Raw genomic sequence first — 17,327 nt, 5'->3', positions numbered from 1 at the left:
CGTTTCAGGCTTGCTGAGGGGCGGCGAAAGGCGCGTCCAGCGGGGCGGTGTCAAAGGTGCGCAGCAGTTCCACAAGGATCTGCGTGGCGGGCCCCAGGGGTTTGTCCTTGTTTGAGTACAGGAAGAACGTGGGGTGACGGCTGCCGCCCTGTTCCAAGGGGAGTTGCTTGAGCACGCCTTCGGCGAGTTCGCGTTCGATCATGTGTCGGGGCAGCCACGCAAAACCCAGGCCGCTGCCCACGAAGGCGGCGGCGGTGGCCAGGCTGCCGACGGTCCAGCGTTGCTCGGCGCCGAGCCAACCCACATCCCGGGGTTGCTGACGGCCGGAATCGCGGATTACCACTTGCATCTGGCTTTCCAGGTCCTGAAAGCTCAGCTCGCGATTCAAACGGTGCAAGGAATGCTCGGGGTGTGCCACGGCGACAAATTCCACATCGCTCATTTCCGTGCCCAGGTAACCCGGGATGCTGAAACCGGAAATCGCCAGGTCGGCTACGCCTTCCATTAGCAACTCTTCGACCCCCGACAGCACCTCCTCACGCAGGCGCACACGGCAACCCCGGCTCTGCGGCATGAACGCGGTGAGCGCGCGCACCAGGCGTGCGTTCGGATAGGCCGCATCCACCACCAGCCGCACCTCGGCTTCCCAACCTTGTTCCATATGGTGCGCGAGGTCTTCCAACTGGCTGGCGTTTTTCACCAGTTGCCGGGAACGGCGCAACAGCACTTCACCGGCGTCGGTGAGTACCGCTTTGCGCCCGTCGATGCGCAGCAGCGGCACACCCAGTTGGTCTTGCATGCGGGCCACGGTGTAGCTCACCGAAGACTGCGAACGGTGCAGCGCTTCAGCCGCCTGGGCGAAGCCGCCATGGTCGACCACGGCTTGCAGCGTGCGCCATTGATCGAGGGTAACGCGGGGCGCTTTCAAGATGGGTTCCTCTTGTCCTAAGCTGACAGTCCTTATTGGAGACTGCCGAATGAGAAAATTCTGTTGTGTGTTGCTAGCACTGCTGCCGCTGAGCGCATTTGCCTACCCCATCGACGTGACCAAAAAGATCGACGGCGTCAGCATCGATTACACCGCCTCCGACGTGGACGGCGATATCAGTTCGATTCAACTCAATAACTACGGCAAGCAAGACGCGGTTTGCTCGGTAATCTTCACCAACGGCCCGGAATCGCCGCGTCGCCGTACGGTCACGGTGCCGGCAGGCAAAAGCACCAACACCACGGTCAAGTTCAACCGCGCCATCATTAAGATGCGGATCGCCCTGTCGTGTGCGCAGAAGTAACCGAGCAGCGGAGCATGCTCCGCTTATAAACAAATTTATAGATGGGTTATAGCAGTTTTTTGCGCTTTTTAATCGAATTGGCTATGTTTAATCTTCACTCCATCGCCTTACAGCAACTTCTGATGGAGCCTACAACGCCATGTCCAATGTTCTGATCATCGAAAGCAGCGCCCGCCAGCAGGATTCGATTTCCCGCCAACTGACCCAGCAATTCATCAGCCAATGGCAGGCCGCCCATCCGGCTGATCAGATCACTGTGCGTGACGTGGCCCTCAACCCGGTCCCACACTTGGACGCCAACCTGCTCGGCGGCTGGATGAAGCCCGCGGATCAACGCAACGACAGCGAGCAGGCGTCCCTGGACCGCTCCGATGAGTTGACCCGCGAACTGCTGGCCGCCGACGTTCTGGTGATGGCCGCACCGATGTACAACTTCGCCATCCCCAGCACCCTTAAAGCCTGGCTGGATCACGTGCTGCGCGCAGGTGTGACCTTCAAATACACCGCCACCGGGCCACAGGGTCTGCTGACCGGCAAACGTGCCATCGTGCTCACGGCGCGCGGCGGCATCCATACCGGTGCCAGCTCTGATCACCAGGAACCTTACCTGCGCCAGGTCATGGCCTTTATCGGGATTCACGACGTCACCTTCATCCACGCCGAAGGGGTGAACCTCAGTGGTGACTTCCAGGAGAAGGGCATCAACCACGCCAAAGCGCTGCTGGCCCAGGTCGCCTGATCCGTTAATCGTCAGATAATCCCGCGATGGTTATCTAGTGCCACGCAAACCCTTCAAGTACGCGTAACAGACCTCCCTTTGCACTTTCTGCTCCTGAGTGCTCCTGCCCGACTGCCGCTTTAGCGAGGTCGGGTTTTTTTTGCCCCGAGTTTCTTCAACCGCCGAAAACCTTTAATGTCCCGCCCATTCGAAACGAGGCGCGCATGGGCTACTTACTGGTTGTCACCCTGATTCAGGCATTTTCCTTCAGCTTGATCGGCGAATACCTCGCCGGTCACGTCGACAGCTACTTCGCCGTGCTGGTGCGCGTGGTGCTGGCTGGGTTGATCTTCATCCCGCTGACCCGCTGGCGCTCGGTGGAGCCGGCCTTCATGCGTGGCATGCTGGTGATTGGCGCGCTGCAGTTCGGGGTGACCTACGTGTGCCTGTACCTGAGCTTTCGCGTGCTCACGGTGCCGGAGGTGCTGCTGTTCACCATCCTCACGCCGTTGCACGTGACCCTGATCGAAGACGCCCTCAACCGTCGCTTTAACCCTTGGGCACTGATCGCCGCGTTGGTGGCAGTGGCGGGCGCAGCGGTGATCCGCTTCGACCAGATCACCCCGCACTTTCTCGGCGGCTTCCTGCTGCTGCAATTGGCCAACTTCACCTACGCCGCCGGGCAGGTGATGTACAAGCACTTGGTGGCGCGCTATCCGAGCGATCTGCCGCATTACCGGCGCTTTGGCTACTTCTACCTGGGTGCTTTGTTGGTGGTACTGCCGGCGTTCCTGCTGTTCGGCAAGGCCAACTTCCTGCCCGATGCGCCGCTGCAATGGGGCGTGCTGGTGTTCCTTGGGTTGGTCAGTACTGCGCTGGGCATGTACTGGTGGAACAAGGGCGCCTGCCTGGTGCAGGGCGGCACCCTGGCGGTTATGAACAACTTACATGTACCGGTGGGCTTGCTGCTCAACTTGCTGATCTGGAACCAGCACGAACCGCTAGGGCGGTTGGCCTTGGGCGGGTTGGTGATTTTGGCGGCGGTGTGGATGAGTCGGTTGGGTGTACGCAAGGCGCCAGCGCCACGCTGACGCCCTTGCAGGAGCAAGCCGGTAAGCACTGTTAACTTGAATGCTGTTCGATGGCCGGCAAATGACTGGCCCCCAACACCGCCGGCAACACCCCCGCACGCAAATCATTCCCACTCGGCTGCTGATACAGGCTCAAGCCAAACTCCGGCAATACCGCCAGCAGATAGTCAAAAATATCCCCCTGGATACGCTCGTAATCCGCCCACGCCGTGGTGCGGGTAAAGCAGTAGATCTCCAGCGGCACGCCTTGGGCGGTGGTTTGCATCTGGCGCACCATGCAGGTCATGTTCGGCTGGATGTCCGGGTGGCTCTTCAAGTACGCCAGGGCGTAGGCGCGGAAGGTGCCGAGGTTGGTCATGCGCCGGCGGTTGGCCGACAGTTGCGCGCTGTGGCCCTGGGCTTCGTTCCAGGCCTTGAGCTCGGCCTGCTTGCGCCCGATGTAGTCAGTCAGCAGGTGCACCTGGGTCATGCGCAGCTCTTCGTCGTCGCGCAAAAAGCGCACGCCACTGGCGTCGATGAACAGGCTGCGTTTGATCCGTCGTCCGCCGGAAGCCTGCATGCCACGCCAGTTCTTGAACGACTCGGACATCAGGCGCCAGGTGGGGATGGAGACGATGGTCTTATCGAAGTTCTGCACCTTGACCGTGTGCAGGGTGATGTCTACCACGTCGCCATCGGCGCCGACCTGGGGCATTTCGATCCAGTCGCCGACCCGCAGCATGTCGTTGCTGGTCAGTTGCACGCTGGCGACAAACGACAACAGCGTGTCCTTGTACACCAACAGGATCACCGCCGACATGGCACCAAGGCCCGACAGCAGCAACAGTGGCGAGCGATCGATCAGGGTGGCAACGATGATGATCGCGCCAAACACGAACAGCACCATCTTCGCCAACTGCACGTAGCCCTTGATCGAGCGGGTGCGCGCGTGTTCGGTGCGAGCGTAGATATCCAGCAGGGCATTGAGCAGGGCGCTGGTGGCCAGCACCAGGAACAGGATGGTGATTGCCAGGGCCACGTTGCCGATGAACAGGATGGCGGTCTTGCTCAGGTCGGGCACCAGGTACAGGCCAAACTGGATCACCAAGGACGGCGTCATCTGTGCCAGGCGATGGAAGACCTTGTTGTGCCGCAGGTCGTTGAGCCAGTGCAGCGCCGGTTGCCGGCCGAGCAGTTTGACGGCGTGGAGGATGAGGTAACGTGCCACTCGTCCGAGCAACAGGGCCACTACCAGCAACACCAGCAAGCCGAGGCTGGCATGCAGCAGCGGGTGTTCGTCGAGGGCGCCCCAGAGGTCTTGGACGTTGAGCCAGAGCTGTTTGATATCCATGGGTGAAACCGATTCTTCTATAAGACAACACGGGGCGATTAGAGCATTTAAGTGCAACAAAGTTGATGACATGGACAAATGCCCTGACAAAAAAGCGGCTGATTAGCACTGTTCGCGTAAAGAAACTCGGTTTGGACGCCCGAAACCGGTAACCTATGCAGCTGATTTTTTGTATTTCTTCGAGGTAGCACCCGTGTTTTCCCAATTCGCCCTGCACGAACGCCTGCTCAAAGCCGTGGCCGAGCTTAAATTTGTCGAGCCTACGCCTGTGCAAGCAGCGGCCATCCCGCTCGCGCTCGAAGGGCGTGACCTGCGGGTGACAGCTCAAACCGGTAGCGGCAAGACCGCCGCTTTCGTCCTGCCTGTGCTGAACCGCCTGATCGGCCCGGCCAAGGTTCGCGTGAGCATCAAGACCCTGATCCTGCTGCCGACCCGCGAGCTGGCCCAGCAGACCCTGAAGGAAGTCGAGCGCTTCTCGCAGTTCACCTTCATCAAGTCCGGCATCATCACCGGCGGTGAAGACTTCAAGGTCCAGGCCGCCATGCTGCGCAAGGTGCCGGACATCCTGATTGGCACCCCGGGCCGCATGATCGAGCAACTCAACGCCGGCAACCTCGACCTCAAGGAAGTCGAAGTGCTGGTGCTGGACGAAGCCGACCGCATGCTCGACATGGGTTTTGCCGACGACGTCCAGCGTCTGGTGAGCGAGTGCGTCAATCGCCAGCAGACCATGCTGTTCTCCGCCACCACCGGCGGTTCGACCCTGCGTGAGATGGTCGCCAAGGTGCTGAACAACCCTGAGCACCTGCAGGTCAACAACGTCAGCGACCTGAACGCCACCACGCGCCAGCAGATCGTCACCGCCGATCACAATGTGCACAAAGAGCAGATCCTCAACTGGCTGCTGGCCAATGAGACCTATCAGAAAGCCATCGTGTTCACCAACACCCGCGCCGCCGCCGACCGCATCTACGGCCGCCTGGTGGCCCAGGAATACAAGGCATTCGTGCTGCACGGCGAGAAAGACCAGAAGGACCGCAAACTGGCCATTGACCGCCTCAAGGCTGGCGGCGTGAAGATCCTGGTAGCCACCGACGTGGCCGCCCGCGGCCTGGACGTCGACGGCCTGGACCTGGTGATCAACTTCGACATGCCCCGCAGCGGCGACGAATACGTACACCGTATCGGCCGTACCGGGCGTGCCGGCAACGATGGCCTGGCCATCTCGCTGATCTGCCACGGCGACTGGAACCTGATGTCGAGCATCGAGCGCTACCTCAAGCAGTCGTTCGAGCGCCGCACCATCAAGGAAGTCAAAGGCACCTACACCGGGCCGAAGAAGGTCAAGGCGTCGGGCAAGGCCGTGGGCGTGAAGAAGAAAAAGACCGACGCCAAGGGTGACAAGAAGAAAACCGGCGCCAAGTCGCCGACCAAGCGCAAGATCGCCAACCGGCCGAAGACCGACAACCTGTCGCTCGTCAGCAAGGACGGCATGGCGCCTCTCAAGCGCCGCAAGCCGGAAGCCCCGGCTGCCGAATAAGGCTTGAGTGATGTGAAAAAACCGGACAATTGTCCGGTTTTTTTATGCCTTCAGTTTTTGGCCTTGGCCGCTGCTTCCTTGAGTTCCTTCAGACGAGCGTCGATCAACTGGCACTTGTCCGGGAACTCCGCACTTTCAGTGTCCAGGTCCATCTTCTGCAGTTCATCGTTCATTTCCTTGGCCTTGGTCGGGTTCTGCTCGGTCAGCTTGGCCACTTCCTGGGCCAGTTGCTCGCGCTTGGCCGTGGCCTCGTCCGGCGTACAGGCCCAGGCGGGCAGGGCGGCCAACAATGTGGCCGCGAGCGTCAGGTTCATCAGGGTTTTCATGGGTGGACCTCCTTGGCAGGGATATTCAGTGGAGGTCGCCGATACCCGGAAAGTTCACGGGAATGACGCTCGTCTCCTGGGCTGAACGGCCAGTGATGCGGCGGGTCACACCTTTAACGGGCTACCTTCCATCCGCCCGCAGGAGAAATCAGGATGACGACTTACAACTGGGATCTGATCGAACGTCTGCTGCACGAAGTGCAGAACGGCGAAGGCAGTTTCGCCCCGCGCAAATACGCCGAGCAGGAAGCGGCCGAGAAGGCCACGGCGGGCGAGTCCACCGGCAATCTGGACGCGCTCAAGAAGACGGCTGCGGATTATGAAGCGCTGCTGTTCAAGCGCGGTTTTATCGAGTCGCGCCCTGAAGACGAGGGCGGCAATGGCGAGAATTTCATCCTGACCCCGCTGGGCGCGCAGTTGCTGGCGCTGATCGACAGTTCGATCCCTGGCAATGACCACCCGCGCCAAGTGCTGGATGAGCAGCCCGATGCGCTGGACCCGGCGACCTTTGCCGAGGTGGCTTCCAAGGCTCAGATCGCCTGATCGACGTCACGCCTCGGCACAGTCGCAACGTCGGGGCGAAACTGTCAGATCGGTAATCTGTCGCTAAGCTGGCTGACAGCCAGCCCTGCCTACTCTGCTGCCATTCAACTCATGGAATTGAATCGGCATGCACTCCAACACTACCCGACGTACCTTCGTCAAAGGCCTGGCTGCCGGTGGCTTGCTGGGCGGGCTCGGCCTTTGGCGCAGCCCGGTCTGGGCCGTGACCAGTCCGGGCGAACCCACGGTGCTGGCAGGCACCGAGTTTGATCTGTTCATCGACCAAACCCCCGTCAACCTCACCGGCCGCCACCGCACTGCGCTGACGATCAACGGCAGCCTGCCCGGCCCGCTGCTGCGCTGGCGCGAAGGTGACACCGTGACCTTGCGCGTGAAAAACCGCTTGGCCGAACCGACGTCGATCCACTGGCACGGCATTCTCCTGCCGTCGAATATGGACGGCGTACCGGGCTTGAGCTTCAAGGGTATCGAGCCGGGGGGCGTGTTTGTCTACCAATTCACGGTCAAGCAGCACGGCACTTACTGGTACCACAGCCATTCCGGGTTCCAGGAACAGCAGGGCGTGTATGGCCCACTGGTGATCGACCCGAGAGAGCCCGAGCCCTTCACCTACCAGCGCGACTACGTGGTGATGCTGTCGGACTGGACCGACGAAGACCCTGTCGCCTTGATGAAAACCCTTAAGAAACAGTCCGACTACTACAACCTGCACAAGCCCACCATGGGCGACTTCGTGCGGGATGTGGGCAAGCAAGGCTGGTCGGCCACGATTGCCGATTGCCTGATGTGGGCGCAGATGAAGATGAACCCCACGGACCTGGCCGATGTCAGCGGCGAGACCTACACCTACCTGCTTAACGGCCAGCCGCCGGAGCGCAACTGGACGGGTGTGTTTCAGGCGGGCGAGACAATCCGTTTGCGCTTTATCAACGGCTCGGCAATGAGCTACTTCGATGTGCGCATTCCGGGGCTGAAGATGACCGTGATAGCCGCCGATGGCCAGCCCGTGCAGCCGGTGGGTGTCGACGAGTTCCGTATCGCCGTGGCGGAGACCTTCGATGTATTAGTCGAGCCGACGGCCGAGGCCTACACGCTGTTCGCCCAGTCAATGGACCGCAGTGGTTATGCCCGCGGCACGCTTGCCAGACAAACCGGGGCGACGGCCCCCGTACCGGCACTGGATCCGCGACCCTGGATCACCATGGACGACATGGGCATGGGCGGCATGGACCACGGTGCCATGGCGGACATGCCGGATATGGCGGGCATGGATCACAGTGCCATGTCGATGCAGGCCCACCCTGCCAGCGAGCAAGACAACCCGCTGGTGGATATGCAGGCCATGAGCCCGGTGCCCAAGCTCGACGACCCCGGCATCGGCCTGCGCAACAACGGCCGGCGCGTCCTGACTTATGCCGACCTGCGCAGCACCTTTGAGGACCCTGACGGGCGCGATCCCAGTCGCACGATTGAACTGCATCTCACCGGTCATATGGAGAAATTCGCCTGGTCCTTCAATGGCGTGAAGTTCTCCGATGCCGAGCCGTTGCAACTGGCCTATGGAGAGCGGGTCAGGCTGGTGCTGGTTAACGACACGATGATGAGTCACCCCATTCACTTGCACGGTCTGTGGAGTGATCTGGAAGATGAAAACGGCCAGTTCCAGGTGCGCAAGCACACCATCGATATGCCCCCGGGCTCACGGCGCAGCTACCGAGTGACTGCCGACGCGCTGGGGCGTTGGGCCTACCACTGCCATCTGCTGTACCACATGGAAATGGGCATGTTCCGTGAGGTGCGCGTGCATGAATGAGGACGCAAGCATGAGCCGTCGAATTTCACCTGTTTTGCTTGCGCTGGCGTTTGCTCCGCTGGCGCAGGCCGACGAGTTCCAAGGCATGAGCCCAGCGACACCGGCGCTCACCGAAAGTCGCACACCGATTCCCGTGTTGACTGACGCTGATCGTGCTGCGGTCTACAACGCGCCCGGTGGGCACCGTGTCCACGACCATGGCATCAACTCGCTGCTGCTGATCAACCAGTTGGAATGGCAGGGCGGCGAGGGCGACGGCGCGCTGAACTGGGATATTAAGGGGTGGGTCGGTGGTGATATCGATCGCCTATGGCTACGCAGTGAAGGCGAGCGCAGTGCCGGTCGCACCGAAAGCGCCGAAGCCCAGGCGTTGTGGGGGCATGCCATCAGTCCCTGGTGGGACGTGGTCGGCGGCGTGCGCCAGGACTTCAAACCAGGGGACGGCCAGACCTGGGCGGCGTTCGGCGCCCAGGGCATGGCTCTTTACAACTTTGAAGCCGAAGCCACGGTATTTGTCGGTGAGTCTGGGCGTACCGCTGCGCGGTTGGAGGGCGATTACGACTTCCTGCTGACTAATCGGCTGATCCTGCAGCCCACCGCCGAACTCAACTTGTATGGACGCAATGATCCGCAGCGCGGCGTCGGTTCGGGCCTGTCGGACAGTGAGTTAGGCCTGAGACTGCGTTACGAAGTACGCCGCGAATTTGCGCCGTATGTGGGCGTGACATGGCATCGCAGCTACGGCCAAACCGCGCAATACGCCCGAGATGACGGCGAAGACACGAACCAGGTGCGCTGGGTCGTGGGTATGCGCTTGTGGTTCTGACGTTTTTATTTTTCCTATAACTCGCCGCCATGAGCGGCCTGGAGCCTTGCATGTCGATGTTTAAAACCGCCCTGGCGGGCGTTGTGCTGTCGGCCGGTGTGATCATCAGCCTGGGGGCCTCGGCCCATCCGAAGTTGTTGTCGTCCACGCCAGACTCCGGTGCCCAGGGCGCGGCACCGGCAGTGATTGAATTGCGTTTCTCAGAAAACCTGTTGACGCAGTTCTCCGGCGCCAAGCTGATCATGACCGATATGCCCGGCATGCCCCATTCTCCGATGCCGGTAAAGGCCAGTGTCGCGGCCAGTAGCGATCCTAAGGTGATGTTGATCAAACCGGCCTCCACACTGACGACCGGGACCTATCGGGTTGATTGGCGCGCCGTATCGTCCGACACGCACCCGATCCTTGGCAACGTGGTGTTCAGCGTCCAGCCATGAGTGAACTGGTCGCGGTGTTACTGCGTTTCGCGCTGTATCTGGACTTGATGCTGGTGTTTGGCCTGGGGCTGTTTGGCCTGTATGCAGACAGCAGGTTGCTGAATCTGAAGCCGTTGCTGCGGAGGTTGGTGGGGCTGGGGGTGCTGCTGTCGTTGGCGTCGCTGCTGTCCATGACCCAGGCCATGAGTGGCGCCGAGGATTGGCCAACACTGTGGATGCACCTGCAGATGATGCTCTGGCAGACCGAGCTGGGCTGGACTTGGTGGTCGCGCATTGCGGCGCTGGTGCTGGTTGTGCTCAGTACCCGATTGGCCACTTTGTTCGGCGGTGTCGCGTTGGTGACGCTGGCGTGGGCTGGGCATGGCGTGATGCATGAGGGCTCGTTGGGGGGGTGGCATTTGCTAAGCGACAGTGCGCATCTGCTCGCTGCGGCGGGCTGGGTCGGGGCATTGGCGGCGTTCGGGCTGATGCTAGCGAGTGCGTCTGAGCAGGCGGTGCCGGTGTTGGCACACGCATTGACGGGCTTCGAGCGTGTTGGTGTGGTCTTCGTTGCGGTACTGATGGGTACGGGCGTGGCGAATTATCTGTTTGTGGTCGGGCCGAACCTGGATGGCATCACCGGCGGTGTCTACGCAATCCTGTTGTGCTTGAAGTTGGGGGCTTTCGGCTTGATGTTGGGGCTGGCGGCGCTCAATCGCTCGCACTTGACGCCCCTGCTTCAGCGCTCCCTCGCGGCGGGTGACCACCGAGCGGCACGTCAAGCCTTGCGTCGCAGCATCACCCTGGAGTTTGGGGCGGCGGTTTTGATCCTGGGGCTGGTAGCCTGGCTGGGGACCTTGGCTCCCCGCTAGGGCTGCACGCTCTTCAGGCACTTAAGCGCCTGGAAATCGCTGCGCACCTTGTCGATTTTCTGGGTGAGCTTCTGTCGTTGTTGCACGGTGCTTTCGGCCATCACGTCGACAATCAGGCTGCGGGCCGCGGCTTCCGTCTGAGCATAGGCGGTGCGGTATTGCGGGGTCCAAAGGCTTTCGCGGTCCACCAGCAACTGCTGCATTTTCTGCGGGAAATCGGCGTTTTTGCGCTGTTGCACGGCATCGATAAATTGCGCCTGCCAGCGGGCGCGGTTGCCGATCCATTCCTGGTTCTGCTCGCCCAGTGCGATGGACCAGGCCGTCACACGGTTCTGCTGGCTGGCGCTGAGCGGGCCGATCCAGGCGTCCAGGCGCTTGTTCATGCGCTCGGCGCGCTCCTTGATCTGCTGGGCCAGGGGCGGCTTGAGGTATTCGTCCTGGCGCTTGCGCAAGTCCTTGGCCAGGGCCGCGCTCATTTCCTGGACCTGCTGATCGTCCAGGCCTTGGAGCAGTTCGATGGCCGACGGCGTGATCTCACGGGCGACTTCGTCGATGGCCAGTTTGGCTTCGGTGGTACGGGCTTGTAGCGCGGCGTCGGTGACCTGATTGTCGTCGGCCATCCGTTGCAGGCGATCCAGCCAGTCCAGATAGCCTGGCAATTGCGTGGTGCAGTGCCAGGCCAGGTGTTCCTTGAGTGTGTCGTTGAACCAGCTCTTCTGCCCGGCATTCATGTCCAGGTAGTCGTTGAGGGTCCAGGGAATTATCACGTCCAGGTTACGATAGGCGAGGCCCACGCGATTGCAACCGGCGAGCACCAGGCTCAGGGTCAGTAATACCACCAGTAATTTGAGCCGACGCAGCATGGGCGGGTCCTTCGCAGAGTGGGTTATCACATGTGAACCCGCGCCGGGTGCGACAGTTCAGCCCATCAATAAAACGACCGCGCGGCCTTCAGCGTCAACAGGCCATCGCATTGCGAATTGTGTCCGGAATAGGCCGAGCAATCTCCGCCGCTGAGGCTGGAATCGCTGTAGATCAGGTTCAAGTCCACGCCCATCCACTGCCGGGAGAATTGCACCGACCAGTCGCTGAAGGTATGAATGGAGCCCCCATCGACCGAAACCGGGGTGCCCAATTGATGAGTGGTGTATTTCATGCTGACGCCGATGCCGAACGGTTGGGTGCCGCCGAGGTCGGCAAACAGAGTGCTGTCCTGGCGGTCCGGATCGTTACTGAAGGACGCACCGAAGCGGTTGCCCAATAGATTCAGGCCGCCGTAGAACTCCTGGCTGTCGAGGGGGCTGAGCTTGGGGTAGCTGTAGTGGATCAGGCCCACTTCGTAGCCCAGGGTTTGGTCGAAGGGGTGCTTGAAGCCCATGTAGGAATCGACTTCGAGGTTGCTGGACGAGGACAGGCCCATGTTTGGGGAAAACTGCCCGAAGTACAAGCCGCTGTCGTGGCTCAGGTCCAGCCCACCATGGAACGAATCGCTGCCGGGAGACGTCGGCTTGACGAGTCCTTGGGCCATGCTGCGGCTGGGTGTGGTGCCCAGTTTCAAGTCGAAATCACCCAATTCACGCTGAAAGATCTGCGCTTCGGCGAGAGGGCTGGCCACCAGGGCGCCGACCAGGAATATGCAGGATTTGAACATGCTTCACTCCATGAAAAGCGAGGAGCAGTGACGGAGAAAATCGGGCAGATGCCCGTGCTAGACGTGTGCAAGCATACCGGCGAATGCGTGGCGGTGAGGCCCGTTCGTCGATTGGTGCGGTTACGAAGAGAGTGCAGGGAGCATTTCGGGCTCTAGTCCTAGCGCCTTGAAGGCAAGACGCTTAGGGACCAGGTGTGTTGCGCAGTATTACTTCTTACCCAGGCTGATCTGCTTGGATGGGCCGAAAGTCTGGCCGCTCACGCCCTTGGCAATCTGCTGGATTTCGCCGCCGGACTTGAGAAATGCAGCAATCTGGCTGTTGATCGATTCGCTGGTTTCAACGGCGGGAGCTGGCTTTGCTTTGCTGTTGGATGCTTTTACGCGCATGGCGGCCACTAACCTGTAGAAAATTAACTTGGCCAGGCATCGTACAGGAAATACTTGACAATTGCTTGGTAAATATCCCTCAGGAATAACAGGGGCCGTGGGAAATAGCCGAAGTTCATCTTTGAAATAAACCCCTAACTTACTGTTTTAACTCGAAACCATGGATCTGTCGGTGCGTGGCCGGCTGGGAAAAATTGGCTGATTGATCGGACGAGCGGGGCGATGCCACTGCAATGCCACGTCAGCCCGCGATTTTTCGGGCACGCGCGCGTGGCGGGCGCAAGTCGGGTAGAATGCCGCCCACGTAATGAGGGTATTGAAAATGGCTTTGGTCGGGCGCTACAACAGCTTGCAAGTGGTTAAACATACTAACTTTGGTTTGTACCTGGACGGTGCGCAAGATGGCGAAATCCTCTTGCCTAATCGGTATATCCCCAAAGATATTCCCAGTGAAGATGAAGACTGGCTTAACGTTTTCATTTATCTGGACAGCGATGACAAACTTATCGCCACGACTGAAAAACCCAAAGTTCAAGTGGGTGAGTTCGCCAGTTTGAAAGTGGTGGAAGTCAACAGTATTGGCGTGTTCCTCGACTGGGGTTTGCCCAAGGACCTGCTGCTGCCGTATTCGGAAGAAAAACGCCAGTTGAGCGCCGGTGAATACTGCGTGGTGCACGTCTACCTCGACAAACACACCAAGCGCATCACCGCCACCGCACGGCTGGACCGTTACTTGGACAAGACGCCGGCTAACTATCAGGTGGGTCAGGAAGTCGACCTGCTGGTGGCCGAAGCCACTGATATGGGCTTCAAGGCGATCATCAACAACAAGCACTGGGGCCTGATTCACAAGAACGAAGTGTTCAAGTTCCTGCGCCCAGGTAAAGAAGAAAAGGGCTTTATCAAAGAGATCCGTGCCGATGGCAACATCAGCCTGAGCCTGCAACCGGTCGGCCAGGAAGCGGCCTCCAGTCTCAACTCGAAGATCCTTGCCAAGTTGCGTGAAAACAACGGCAGCCTGCCGGTCAGCGACAAGAGTGATCCGGCAGTGATCAGCAACTTGTTCGGCGTGAGCAAGGGCAACTTCAAGAAGGCCATTGGTGCGTTGTACAAGCAGGGCCAGATCGTGATTCACGCGGATCGCATTGAACTAAGCTGACCCCGTTTCGTTCTTCTGTAGGAGCGAGGGGGACCCCTGGTCCTTGCTCGCGAAAAAGGTACATCCGACACCGTGATGCGCCAGGAATATTTTCGCGAGCAAGCTCGCTCCTACAAAGGGCTGCACCCATGTCGAAAAAAATGCTGTTCGCTTACCTCGGCACGTTGCTCGCGTTCCTGATCCTGGACGGCCTCTGGCTAGGTGTCCTCATGGGCCCCACCTATAAGTCCCTGCTGGGGCCGCTGATGCTGGATCAGCCTCGCCTGTTGCCCGCAACACTCTTCTATCTCCTCTATGTGCTCGGTTGTGTCGTGTTTGTGGTCTTGCCCAGCGCAAGCTGGCAACGCGCCGCACGCCTGGGCGCCTTGCTGGGCCTGGTCGCCTACGGCACCTATGACCTGAGCAATTGGGCCACGCTGCAAGGGTGGTCTGCGCAGTTGGCGGTGATGGACATGGCGTGGGGCACCTTCCTGACCGCAGCTTGCTGCACGGCGGGTTATCTGTGTGCACATCGAGTGCAGCGCTGATTGTGTACAGGATTTCTGTGCACCGTTGCTGAGCGCGTTACCCATCGCTAAGCCTGTATCAGCCCCTTTGGGACGCCGTTCCAGAGGGATTGGGTTCAATTGGCACGCATTCTGCTGACTGTCTCGTATACAAACCATGCCGCCTCCCGTATGCACCCTGCAACGGAAGCGCAGGCCGGTATTTCGAGGAGCCCAGCGATGACCGAACAATTGCCCAAAGGCTACAGCCCGCGCCTATACAACCAGGACCTGGGCCCGCTGCCGCAAAAGTGGAACTGGTACAACATCTTCGCCTTCTGGATGAGTGACGTGCACAGCGTCGGCGGTTATGTGTTTGCGGCCAGCCTGTTCGCCCTGGGCCTGGCCAGTTGGCAGGTGCTGATCGCCTTGCTCGCTGGTATCTGCATCGTGCAGTTGATCGCCAACTTGGTGGCCAAGCCGAGTCAGCAAGCCGCTGTGCCTTATCCCGTGATCTGTCGCCTGTCGTTTGGTGTATTTGGTGCGAACATTCCTGCGGTGATACGCGGCTTGATCGCCGTGGCCTGGTACGGGATTCAGACGTACCTGGCGTCGAGCGCCTTGATCATCGTGGTGCTGCGTTTCTTCCCACAGATGGCGGTGTATGCAGAGCCGCATTTCGCAGGTTTGTCCTACCTTGGCTGGTTTGGTTTCCTCAGTCTGTGGTTGCTGCAAGCGGCGGTATTCTGGGCCGGCATGGAATCCATCCGCCGTTTTATCGATTGGGCCGGGCCGGTGGTCTACGCGGTGATGTTCGCCCTGGCGGGTTGGATCGTGTGGAAGGCGGGCTGGTCGAACATCAGCTTCACGCTGGCAGAGAAATCCCTGTCGGGCTGGCAGGCATTCGGCCAAGTGATCGTGGCGACGGCGTTGGTGGTGTCATACTTCTCCGGGCCGACCCTGAACTTTGGCGACTTCAGCCGCTACTGCCGCAGTATGCAAGACGTGCGACGCGGCAACTTCTGGGGGCTGCCGGTGAATTTCCTGGCTTTTTCGCTGGTGACCGTGGTGATCGTCTCGGGCACCTTGCCGGTGTTTGGCGAAATGCTGCATGACCCGATCGCTACGGTTTCGCGGATTGATAACAGCATGGCGGTGTTGCTGGGGGCCTTTGCCTTTGTCACCGCAACCATCGGTATCAATATCGTCGCCAATTTCGTGTCCCCGGCGTTTGACTTCGCCAACGTCGCGCCGAGCAAGATCAGTTGGCGCGCGGGCGGGATGATCGCCGCCGTGGCGTCGATTTTCATCACGCCGTGGAACCTGTTCAATAACCCGCTGATGATCCATTACACCCTGGATATTCTCGCGGCCTTCATCGGACCACTGTTCGGCATCCTGCTGGTGGATTTCTACCTGATCAAAAAACAGAAGATTGACGTGGATGCGCTGTTTGATGACAGCCCGAGCGGGCGTTATTACTTCGATGGCGGGGTGAACTGGACGGCAGTCAAGGCGCTGGTGCCCGCGACGCTGGTGGGCGTCGCGATCACATTCACGCCAGCGCTGCAGGGCATGGCCAACTTCGCCTGGTTTACCGGCTGCTTCCTGGGTGGGCTATTTTTCCTGGTGTTGACGCGTCGTGAACAGGTGCGTGTGCCTGCGCCGCTGGTTGCCGGCTGATCAATATCGAGCCCGCCACCAGCAAACCGGCACCGGCGACCACCAGTGCCGGTTGCAGCCCACCACTCAGGTGGCTGCTGACCGAGGCCAGCAACGTGCCACTCAATTGGCCGATGGCGAAACTGGCGGTCAGCATCCCGGTGTTGCGCTGGTAGCCGTGGGGCGCGACGTCCCGCAGGCGTGCCATCACCAATTGCATACAGGCCAGGAACGGCCCGCCGCATAGCAACACCCCCAGCGCCAGGCCCCAGCCGTTGCCGAGCAAACAGGCGAATACCCCGGCCGCTTGCAGCCACAATGTGGTCATCAGCCAGCGGCGAGTGGTGTCTGGATCCTTGCGGCGCAGGGTCGCCACCACCACGCCGATCGCGGCGGCCAGGCCAAAGCATGGCCAGAACAGGTCGGCTTGCCAGGCGCCCTTGAACTGCGCGCTGGCCATCTGCGACAGGAATGTCGCTGGAATGATGTAGCCAAGGCCATACAACACATAGATCCAGCACAAATGCGCGATGCTGGCATTGCGGCCTGTGTCGACGTGGCCGGCCACGGGCGTGCCGGTGGCGGAGGGCTTGGGCAGGAAGGGCAGGATGGCCAGCAACATCACCAGCGCCACCCCGCCATACACCAGCCACAACGTGGCGGAGTTTTGCCCCATCAGGTTGGAGCCGAGTGCCAGCAAGCCGGTCAACAAAATCCCCAGTCCCGGCCCGGCGAAGACCAAGGCGCCCAGGCGCGGACGCCCGGCGGCAATCGCCAGCGGTTGGCTCAGGCTGGTGATCATTACCAGGGCCCAGGCACTCGCGACACCGGTGCCAAAGCGCAACAACAGATGCGGCCAGAACCCGTGGGCCCCATACGACGCCAGGGTCAGCAGTACACACAACCACAACCCGCCATAGAGACGTCCGCGCACATGATGATGGCTGCGCGCAAAGATCGAATCCACTGCGCCGACGAAGTAGCCCAGGTAGTTGGCGGCGGCGATCAGGCCGGCGCCGGTCAGGTCGATCTGCCCTTCACTGAGCAGATGGGGCATTTGTGGGGTGAGGGCAAAGCGGCCAATGCCCATCGCCATCATCAGGGCGACAAAGCTGGCGAGTAAGCGGACTAAAGGAGACATGGTCGGTGTTCCTGCGGGTAAAGGAATACCCTCAGGCTAAAGCGGATTGACTTT

General features: G+C 60.4%; 19 protein-coding genes. 12 read left to right on the top strand and 7 right to left on the bottom strand.

Going from position 1 to position 17,327, the window contains the following annotated elements; all coding sequences use genetic code 11:
* Window positions 1-4: 4 nt before the first annotated feature.
* On the bottom strand, window positions 5-928 hold the full coding sequence (locus AB4N92_RS04320) for a LysR family transcriptional regulator (RefSeq protein ID WP_010208617.1): 924 nt from the start codon (window positions 926-928) through the stop codon (window positions 5-7).
* Between the two features lie 49 nt (window positions 929-977).
* On the opposite strand from AB4N92_RS04320, the gene AB4N92_RS04315 reads away from it, so the two are divergent.
* The 3 genes from AB4N92_RS04315 (at window position 978) to AB4N92_RS04305 (ending at window position 3,101) form a co-directional block, all read left to right on the top strand.
* Window positions 978-1,292, top strand: a complete 315-nt coding sequence (locus tag AB4N92_RS04315; RefSeq protein WP_029529072.1) for a hypothetical protein — start codon at window positions 978-980, stop codon at window positions 1,290-1,292.
* 139 nt (window positions 1,293-1,431) lie between these two features.
* Window positions 1,432-2,031 (top strand): FMN-dependent NADH-azoreductase, encoded by a 600-nt coding sequence (locus tag AB4N92_RS04310; protein WP_010208620.1) that lies wholly within the window; start codon window positions 1,432-1,434, stop codon window positions 2,029-2,031.
* Window positions 2,032-2,234: 203 nt separating this feature from the next.
* A complete protein-coding gene (locus AB4N92_RS04305) occupies window positions 2,235-3,101 on the top strand; it encodes a carboxylate/amino acid/amine transporter (protein ID WP_010208622.1) in 867 nt (288 codons plus the stop codon).
* A gap of 31 nt (window positions 3,102-3,132) precedes the next feature.
* On the opposite strand, the gene AB4N92_RS04300 is transcribed toward AB4N92_RS04305, so the two are convergent.
* A complete protein-coding gene (locus AB4N92_RS04300) occupies window positions 3,133-4,431 on the bottom strand; it encodes a mechanosensitive ion channel family protein (RefSeq protein ID WP_021490884.1) in 1,299 nt (432 codons plus the stop codon).
* Between the two features lie 193 nt (window positions 4,432-4,624).
* Between AB4N92_RS04300 and AB4N92_RS04295 the strand changes: the two genes are divergently transcribed.
* Window positions 4,625-5,971 (top strand): DEAD/DEAH box helicase, encoded by a 1,347-nt coding sequence (locus AB4N92_RS04295; RefSeq protein ID WP_010208624.1) that lies wholly within the window; start codon window positions 4,625-4,627, stop codon window positions 5,969-5,971.
* A 50-nt stretch (window positions 5,972-6,021) separates the two neighbouring features.
* Here the strand turns inward: AB4N92_RS04295 and AB4N92_RS04290 are convergent, their stop codons facing one another.
* Window positions 6,022-6,297, bottom strand: a complete 276-nt coding sequence (locus AB4N92_RS04290; protein WP_010208625.1) for a hypothetical protein — start codon at window positions 6,295-6,297, stop codon at window positions 6,022-6,024.
* A 153-nt stretch (window positions 6,298-6,450) separates the two neighbouring features.
* Here AB4N92_RS04290 and AB4N92_RS04285 point away from each other — a divergent pair, with 153 nt between their 5' ends.
* The 5 genes from AB4N92_RS04285 to copD all read left to right on the top strand — a co-directional run bounded on the left by AB4N92_RS04285 (window position 6,451) and on the right by copD (window position 10,788).
* Window positions 6,451-6,840: a hypothetical protein gene (locus tag AB4N92_RS04285; RefSeq protein WP_010208626.1), complete on the top strand. Its 390-nt coding sequence runs from the start codon at window positions 6,451-6,453 to the stop codon at window positions 6,838-6,840.
* 127 nt (window positions 6,841-6,967) lie between these two features.
* Window positions 6,968-8,674 (top strand): copper resistance system multicopper oxidase, encoded by a 1,707-nt coding sequence (locus tag AB4N92_RS04280; RefSeq protein WP_460129338.1) that lies wholly within the window; start codon window positions 6,968-6,970, stop codon window positions 8,672-8,674.
* A 10-nt stretch (window positions 8,675-8,684) separates the two neighbouring features.
* Window positions 8,685-9,500 carry a copper resistance protein B gene (locus AB4N92_RS04275; protein ID WP_045791762.1) on the top strand — a complete coding sequence of 272 codons (816 nt, stop codon included), beginning with the start codon at window positions 8,685-8,687 and terminating at the stop codon, window positions 9,498-9,500.
* Between the two features lie 50 nt (window positions 9,501-9,550).
* On the top strand, window positions 9,551-9,937 hold the full coding sequence (gene copC, locus AB4N92_RS04270; RefSeq protein WP_010208629.1) for a copper homeostasis periplasmic binding protein CopC: 387 nt from the start codon (window positions 9,551-9,553) through the stop codon (window positions 9,935-9,937).
* Window positions 9,934-10,788 (top strand): copper homeostasis membrane protein CopD, encoded by an 855-nt coding sequence (copD, locus tag AB4N92_RS04265; RefSeq protein WP_069673218.1) that lies wholly within the window; start codon window positions 9,934-9,936, stop codon window positions 10,786-10,788. The genes copC and copD overlap by 4 nt, the downstream gene beginning before the upstream one ends.
* On the opposite strand, the gene AB4N92_RS04260 is transcribed toward copD, so the two are convergent.
* From AB4N92_RS04260 to AB4N92_RS04250, 3 genes are all read right to left on the bottom strand, one after another.
* Window positions 10,785-11,651 (bottom strand): DUF6279 family lipoprotein, encoded by an 867-nt coding sequence (locus tag AB4N92_RS04260; RefSeq protein WP_042571886.1) that lies wholly within the window; start codon window positions 11,649-11,651, stop codon window positions 10,785-10,787. The two genes, copD and AB4N92_RS04260, sit on opposite strands and share 4 nt — an antisense overlap.
* Window positions 11,652-11,716: 65 nt before the next feature.
* Window positions 11,717-12,439 carry a TorF family putative porin gene (locus AB4N92_RS04255; RefSeq protein ID WP_042571885.1) on the bottom strand — a complete coding sequence of 241 codons (723 nt, stop codon included), beginning with the start codon at window positions 12,437-12,439 and terminating at the stop codon, window positions 11,717-11,719.
* 207 nt (window positions 12,440-12,646) lie between these two features.
* Window positions 12,647-12,826: a hypothetical protein gene (locus AB4N92_RS04250; RefSeq protein WP_003193095.1), complete on the bottom strand. Its 180-nt coding sequence runs from the start codon at window positions 12,824-12,826 to the stop codon at window positions 12,647-12,649.
* 322 nt (window positions 12,827-13,148) lie between these two features.
* Here AB4N92_RS04250 and AB4N92_RS04245 point away from each other — a divergent pair, with 322 nt between their 5' ends.
* The 3 genes from AB4N92_RS04245 (at window position 13,149) to AB4N92_RS04235 (ending at window position 16,153) form a co-directional block, all read left to right on the top strand.
* Window positions 13,149-13,985, top strand: a complete 837-nt coding sequence (locus tag AB4N92_RS04245) for a CvfB family protein (protein WP_010208634.1) — start codon at window positions 13,149-13,151, stop codon at window positions 13,983-13,985.
* A gap of 128 nt (window positions 13,986-14,113) precedes the next feature.
* Window positions 14,114-14,512, top strand: coding sequence for a DUF2177 family protein (locus tag AB4N92_RS04240; RefSeq protein WP_010208636.1), 399 nt, complete (start codon window positions 14,114-14,116; stop codon window positions 14,510-14,512).
* A 198-nt stretch (window positions 14,513-14,710) separates the two neighbouring features.
* Window positions 14,711-16,153 carry an NCS1 family nucleobase:cation symporter-1 gene (locus tag AB4N92_RS04235; protein ID WP_010208638.1) on the top strand — a complete coding sequence of 481 codons (1,443 nt, stop codon included), beginning with the start codon at window positions 14,711-14,713 and terminating at the stop codon, window positions 16,151-16,153.
* Here AB4N92_RS04235 and AB4N92_RS04230 read toward each other — a convergent pair.
* The gene (locus AB4N92_RS04230) at window positions 16,065-17,273 is read right to left on the bottom strand and encodes an MFS transporter (protein WP_460129330.1); all 1,209 of its coding nucleotides are present in this window, start codon (window positions 17,271-17,273) and stop codon (window positions 16,065-16,067) included. The genes AB4N92_RS04235 and AB4N92_RS04230 overlap by 89 nt on opposite strands.
* Window positions 17,274-17,327: the final 54 nt, after the last annotated feature.

This window comes from Pseudomonas sp. S3_A09 (assembly GCF_054668065.1).
The sequence above is the reverse complement of the archived record's forward strand: the minus strand, read 5'-3'. Positions and strand labels throughout refer to the sequence as shown.

Coding starts and splice junctions, on each gene's coding strand:
- copD (WP_069673218.1), top strand. CDS start 9,934: ATGAGTGAACTGGTCGCGGTGTTACTGCGTTTCGCGCTGTATCTGGAC.
- AB4N92_RS04255 (WP_042571885.1), bottom strand. CDS start 12,439: ATGTTCAAATCCTGCATATTCCTGGTCGGCGCCCTGGTGGCCAGCCCT.
- copC (WP_010208629.1), top strand. CDS start 9,551: ATGTCGATGTTTAAAACCGCCCTGGCGGGCGTTGTGCTGTCGGCCGGT.
- AB4N92_RS04275 (WP_045791762.1), top strand. CDS start 8,685: ATGAGCCGTCGAATTTCACCTGTTTTGCTTGCGCTGGCGTTTGCTCCG.
- AB4N92_RS04245 (WP_010208634.1), top strand. CDS start 13,149: ATGGCTTTGGTCGGGCGCTACAACAGCTTGCAAGTGGTTAAACATACT.
- AB4N92_RS04285 (WP_010208626.1), top strand. CDS start 6,451: ATGACGACTTACAACTGGGATCTGATCGAACGTCTGCTGCACGAAGTG.
- AB4N92_RS04305 (WP_010208622.1), top strand. CDS start 2,235: ATGGGCTACTTACTGGTTGTCACCCTGATTCAGGCATTTTCCTTCAGC.
- AB4N92_RS04290 (WP_010208625.1), bottom strand. CDS start 6,297: ATGAAAACCCTGATGAACCTGACGCTCGCGGCCACATTGTTGGCCGCC.
- AB4N92_RS04235 (WP_010208638.1), top strand. CDS start 14,711: ATGACCGAACAATTGCCCAAAGGCTACAGCCCGCGCCTATACAACCAG.
- AB4N92_RS04310 (WP_010208620.1), top strand. CDS start 1,432: ATGTCCAATGTTCTGATCATCGAAAGCAGCGCCCGCCAGCAGGATTCG.
- AB4N92_RS04315 (WP_029529072.1), top strand. CDS start 978: ATGAGAAAATTCTGTTGTGTGTTGCTAGCACTGCTGCCGCTGAGCGCA.
- AB4N92_RS04240 (WP_010208636.1), top strand. CDS start 14,114: ATGTCGAAAAAAATGCTGTTCGCTTACCTCGGCACGTTGCTCGCGTTC.
- AB4N92_RS04250 (WP_003193095.1), bottom strand. CDS start 12,826: ATGCGCGTAAAAGCATCCAACAGCAAAGCAAAGCCAGCTCCCGCCGTT.
- AB4N92_RS04230 (WP_460129330.1), bottom strand. CDS start 17,273: ATGTCTCCTTTAGTCCGCTTACTCGCCAGCTTTGTCGCCCTGATGATG.
- AB4N92_RS04260 (WP_042571886.1), bottom strand. CDS start 11,651: ATGCTGCGTCGGCTCAAATTACTGGTGGTATTACTGACCCTGAGCCTG.
- AB4N92_RS04280 (WP_460129338.1), top strand. CDS start 6,968: ATGCACTCCAACACTACCCGACGTACCTTCGTCAAAGGCCTGGCTGCC.
- AB4N92_RS04300 (WP_021490884.1), bottom strand. CDS start 4,431: ATGGATATCAAACAGCTCTGGCTCAACGTCCAAGACCTCTGGGGCGCC.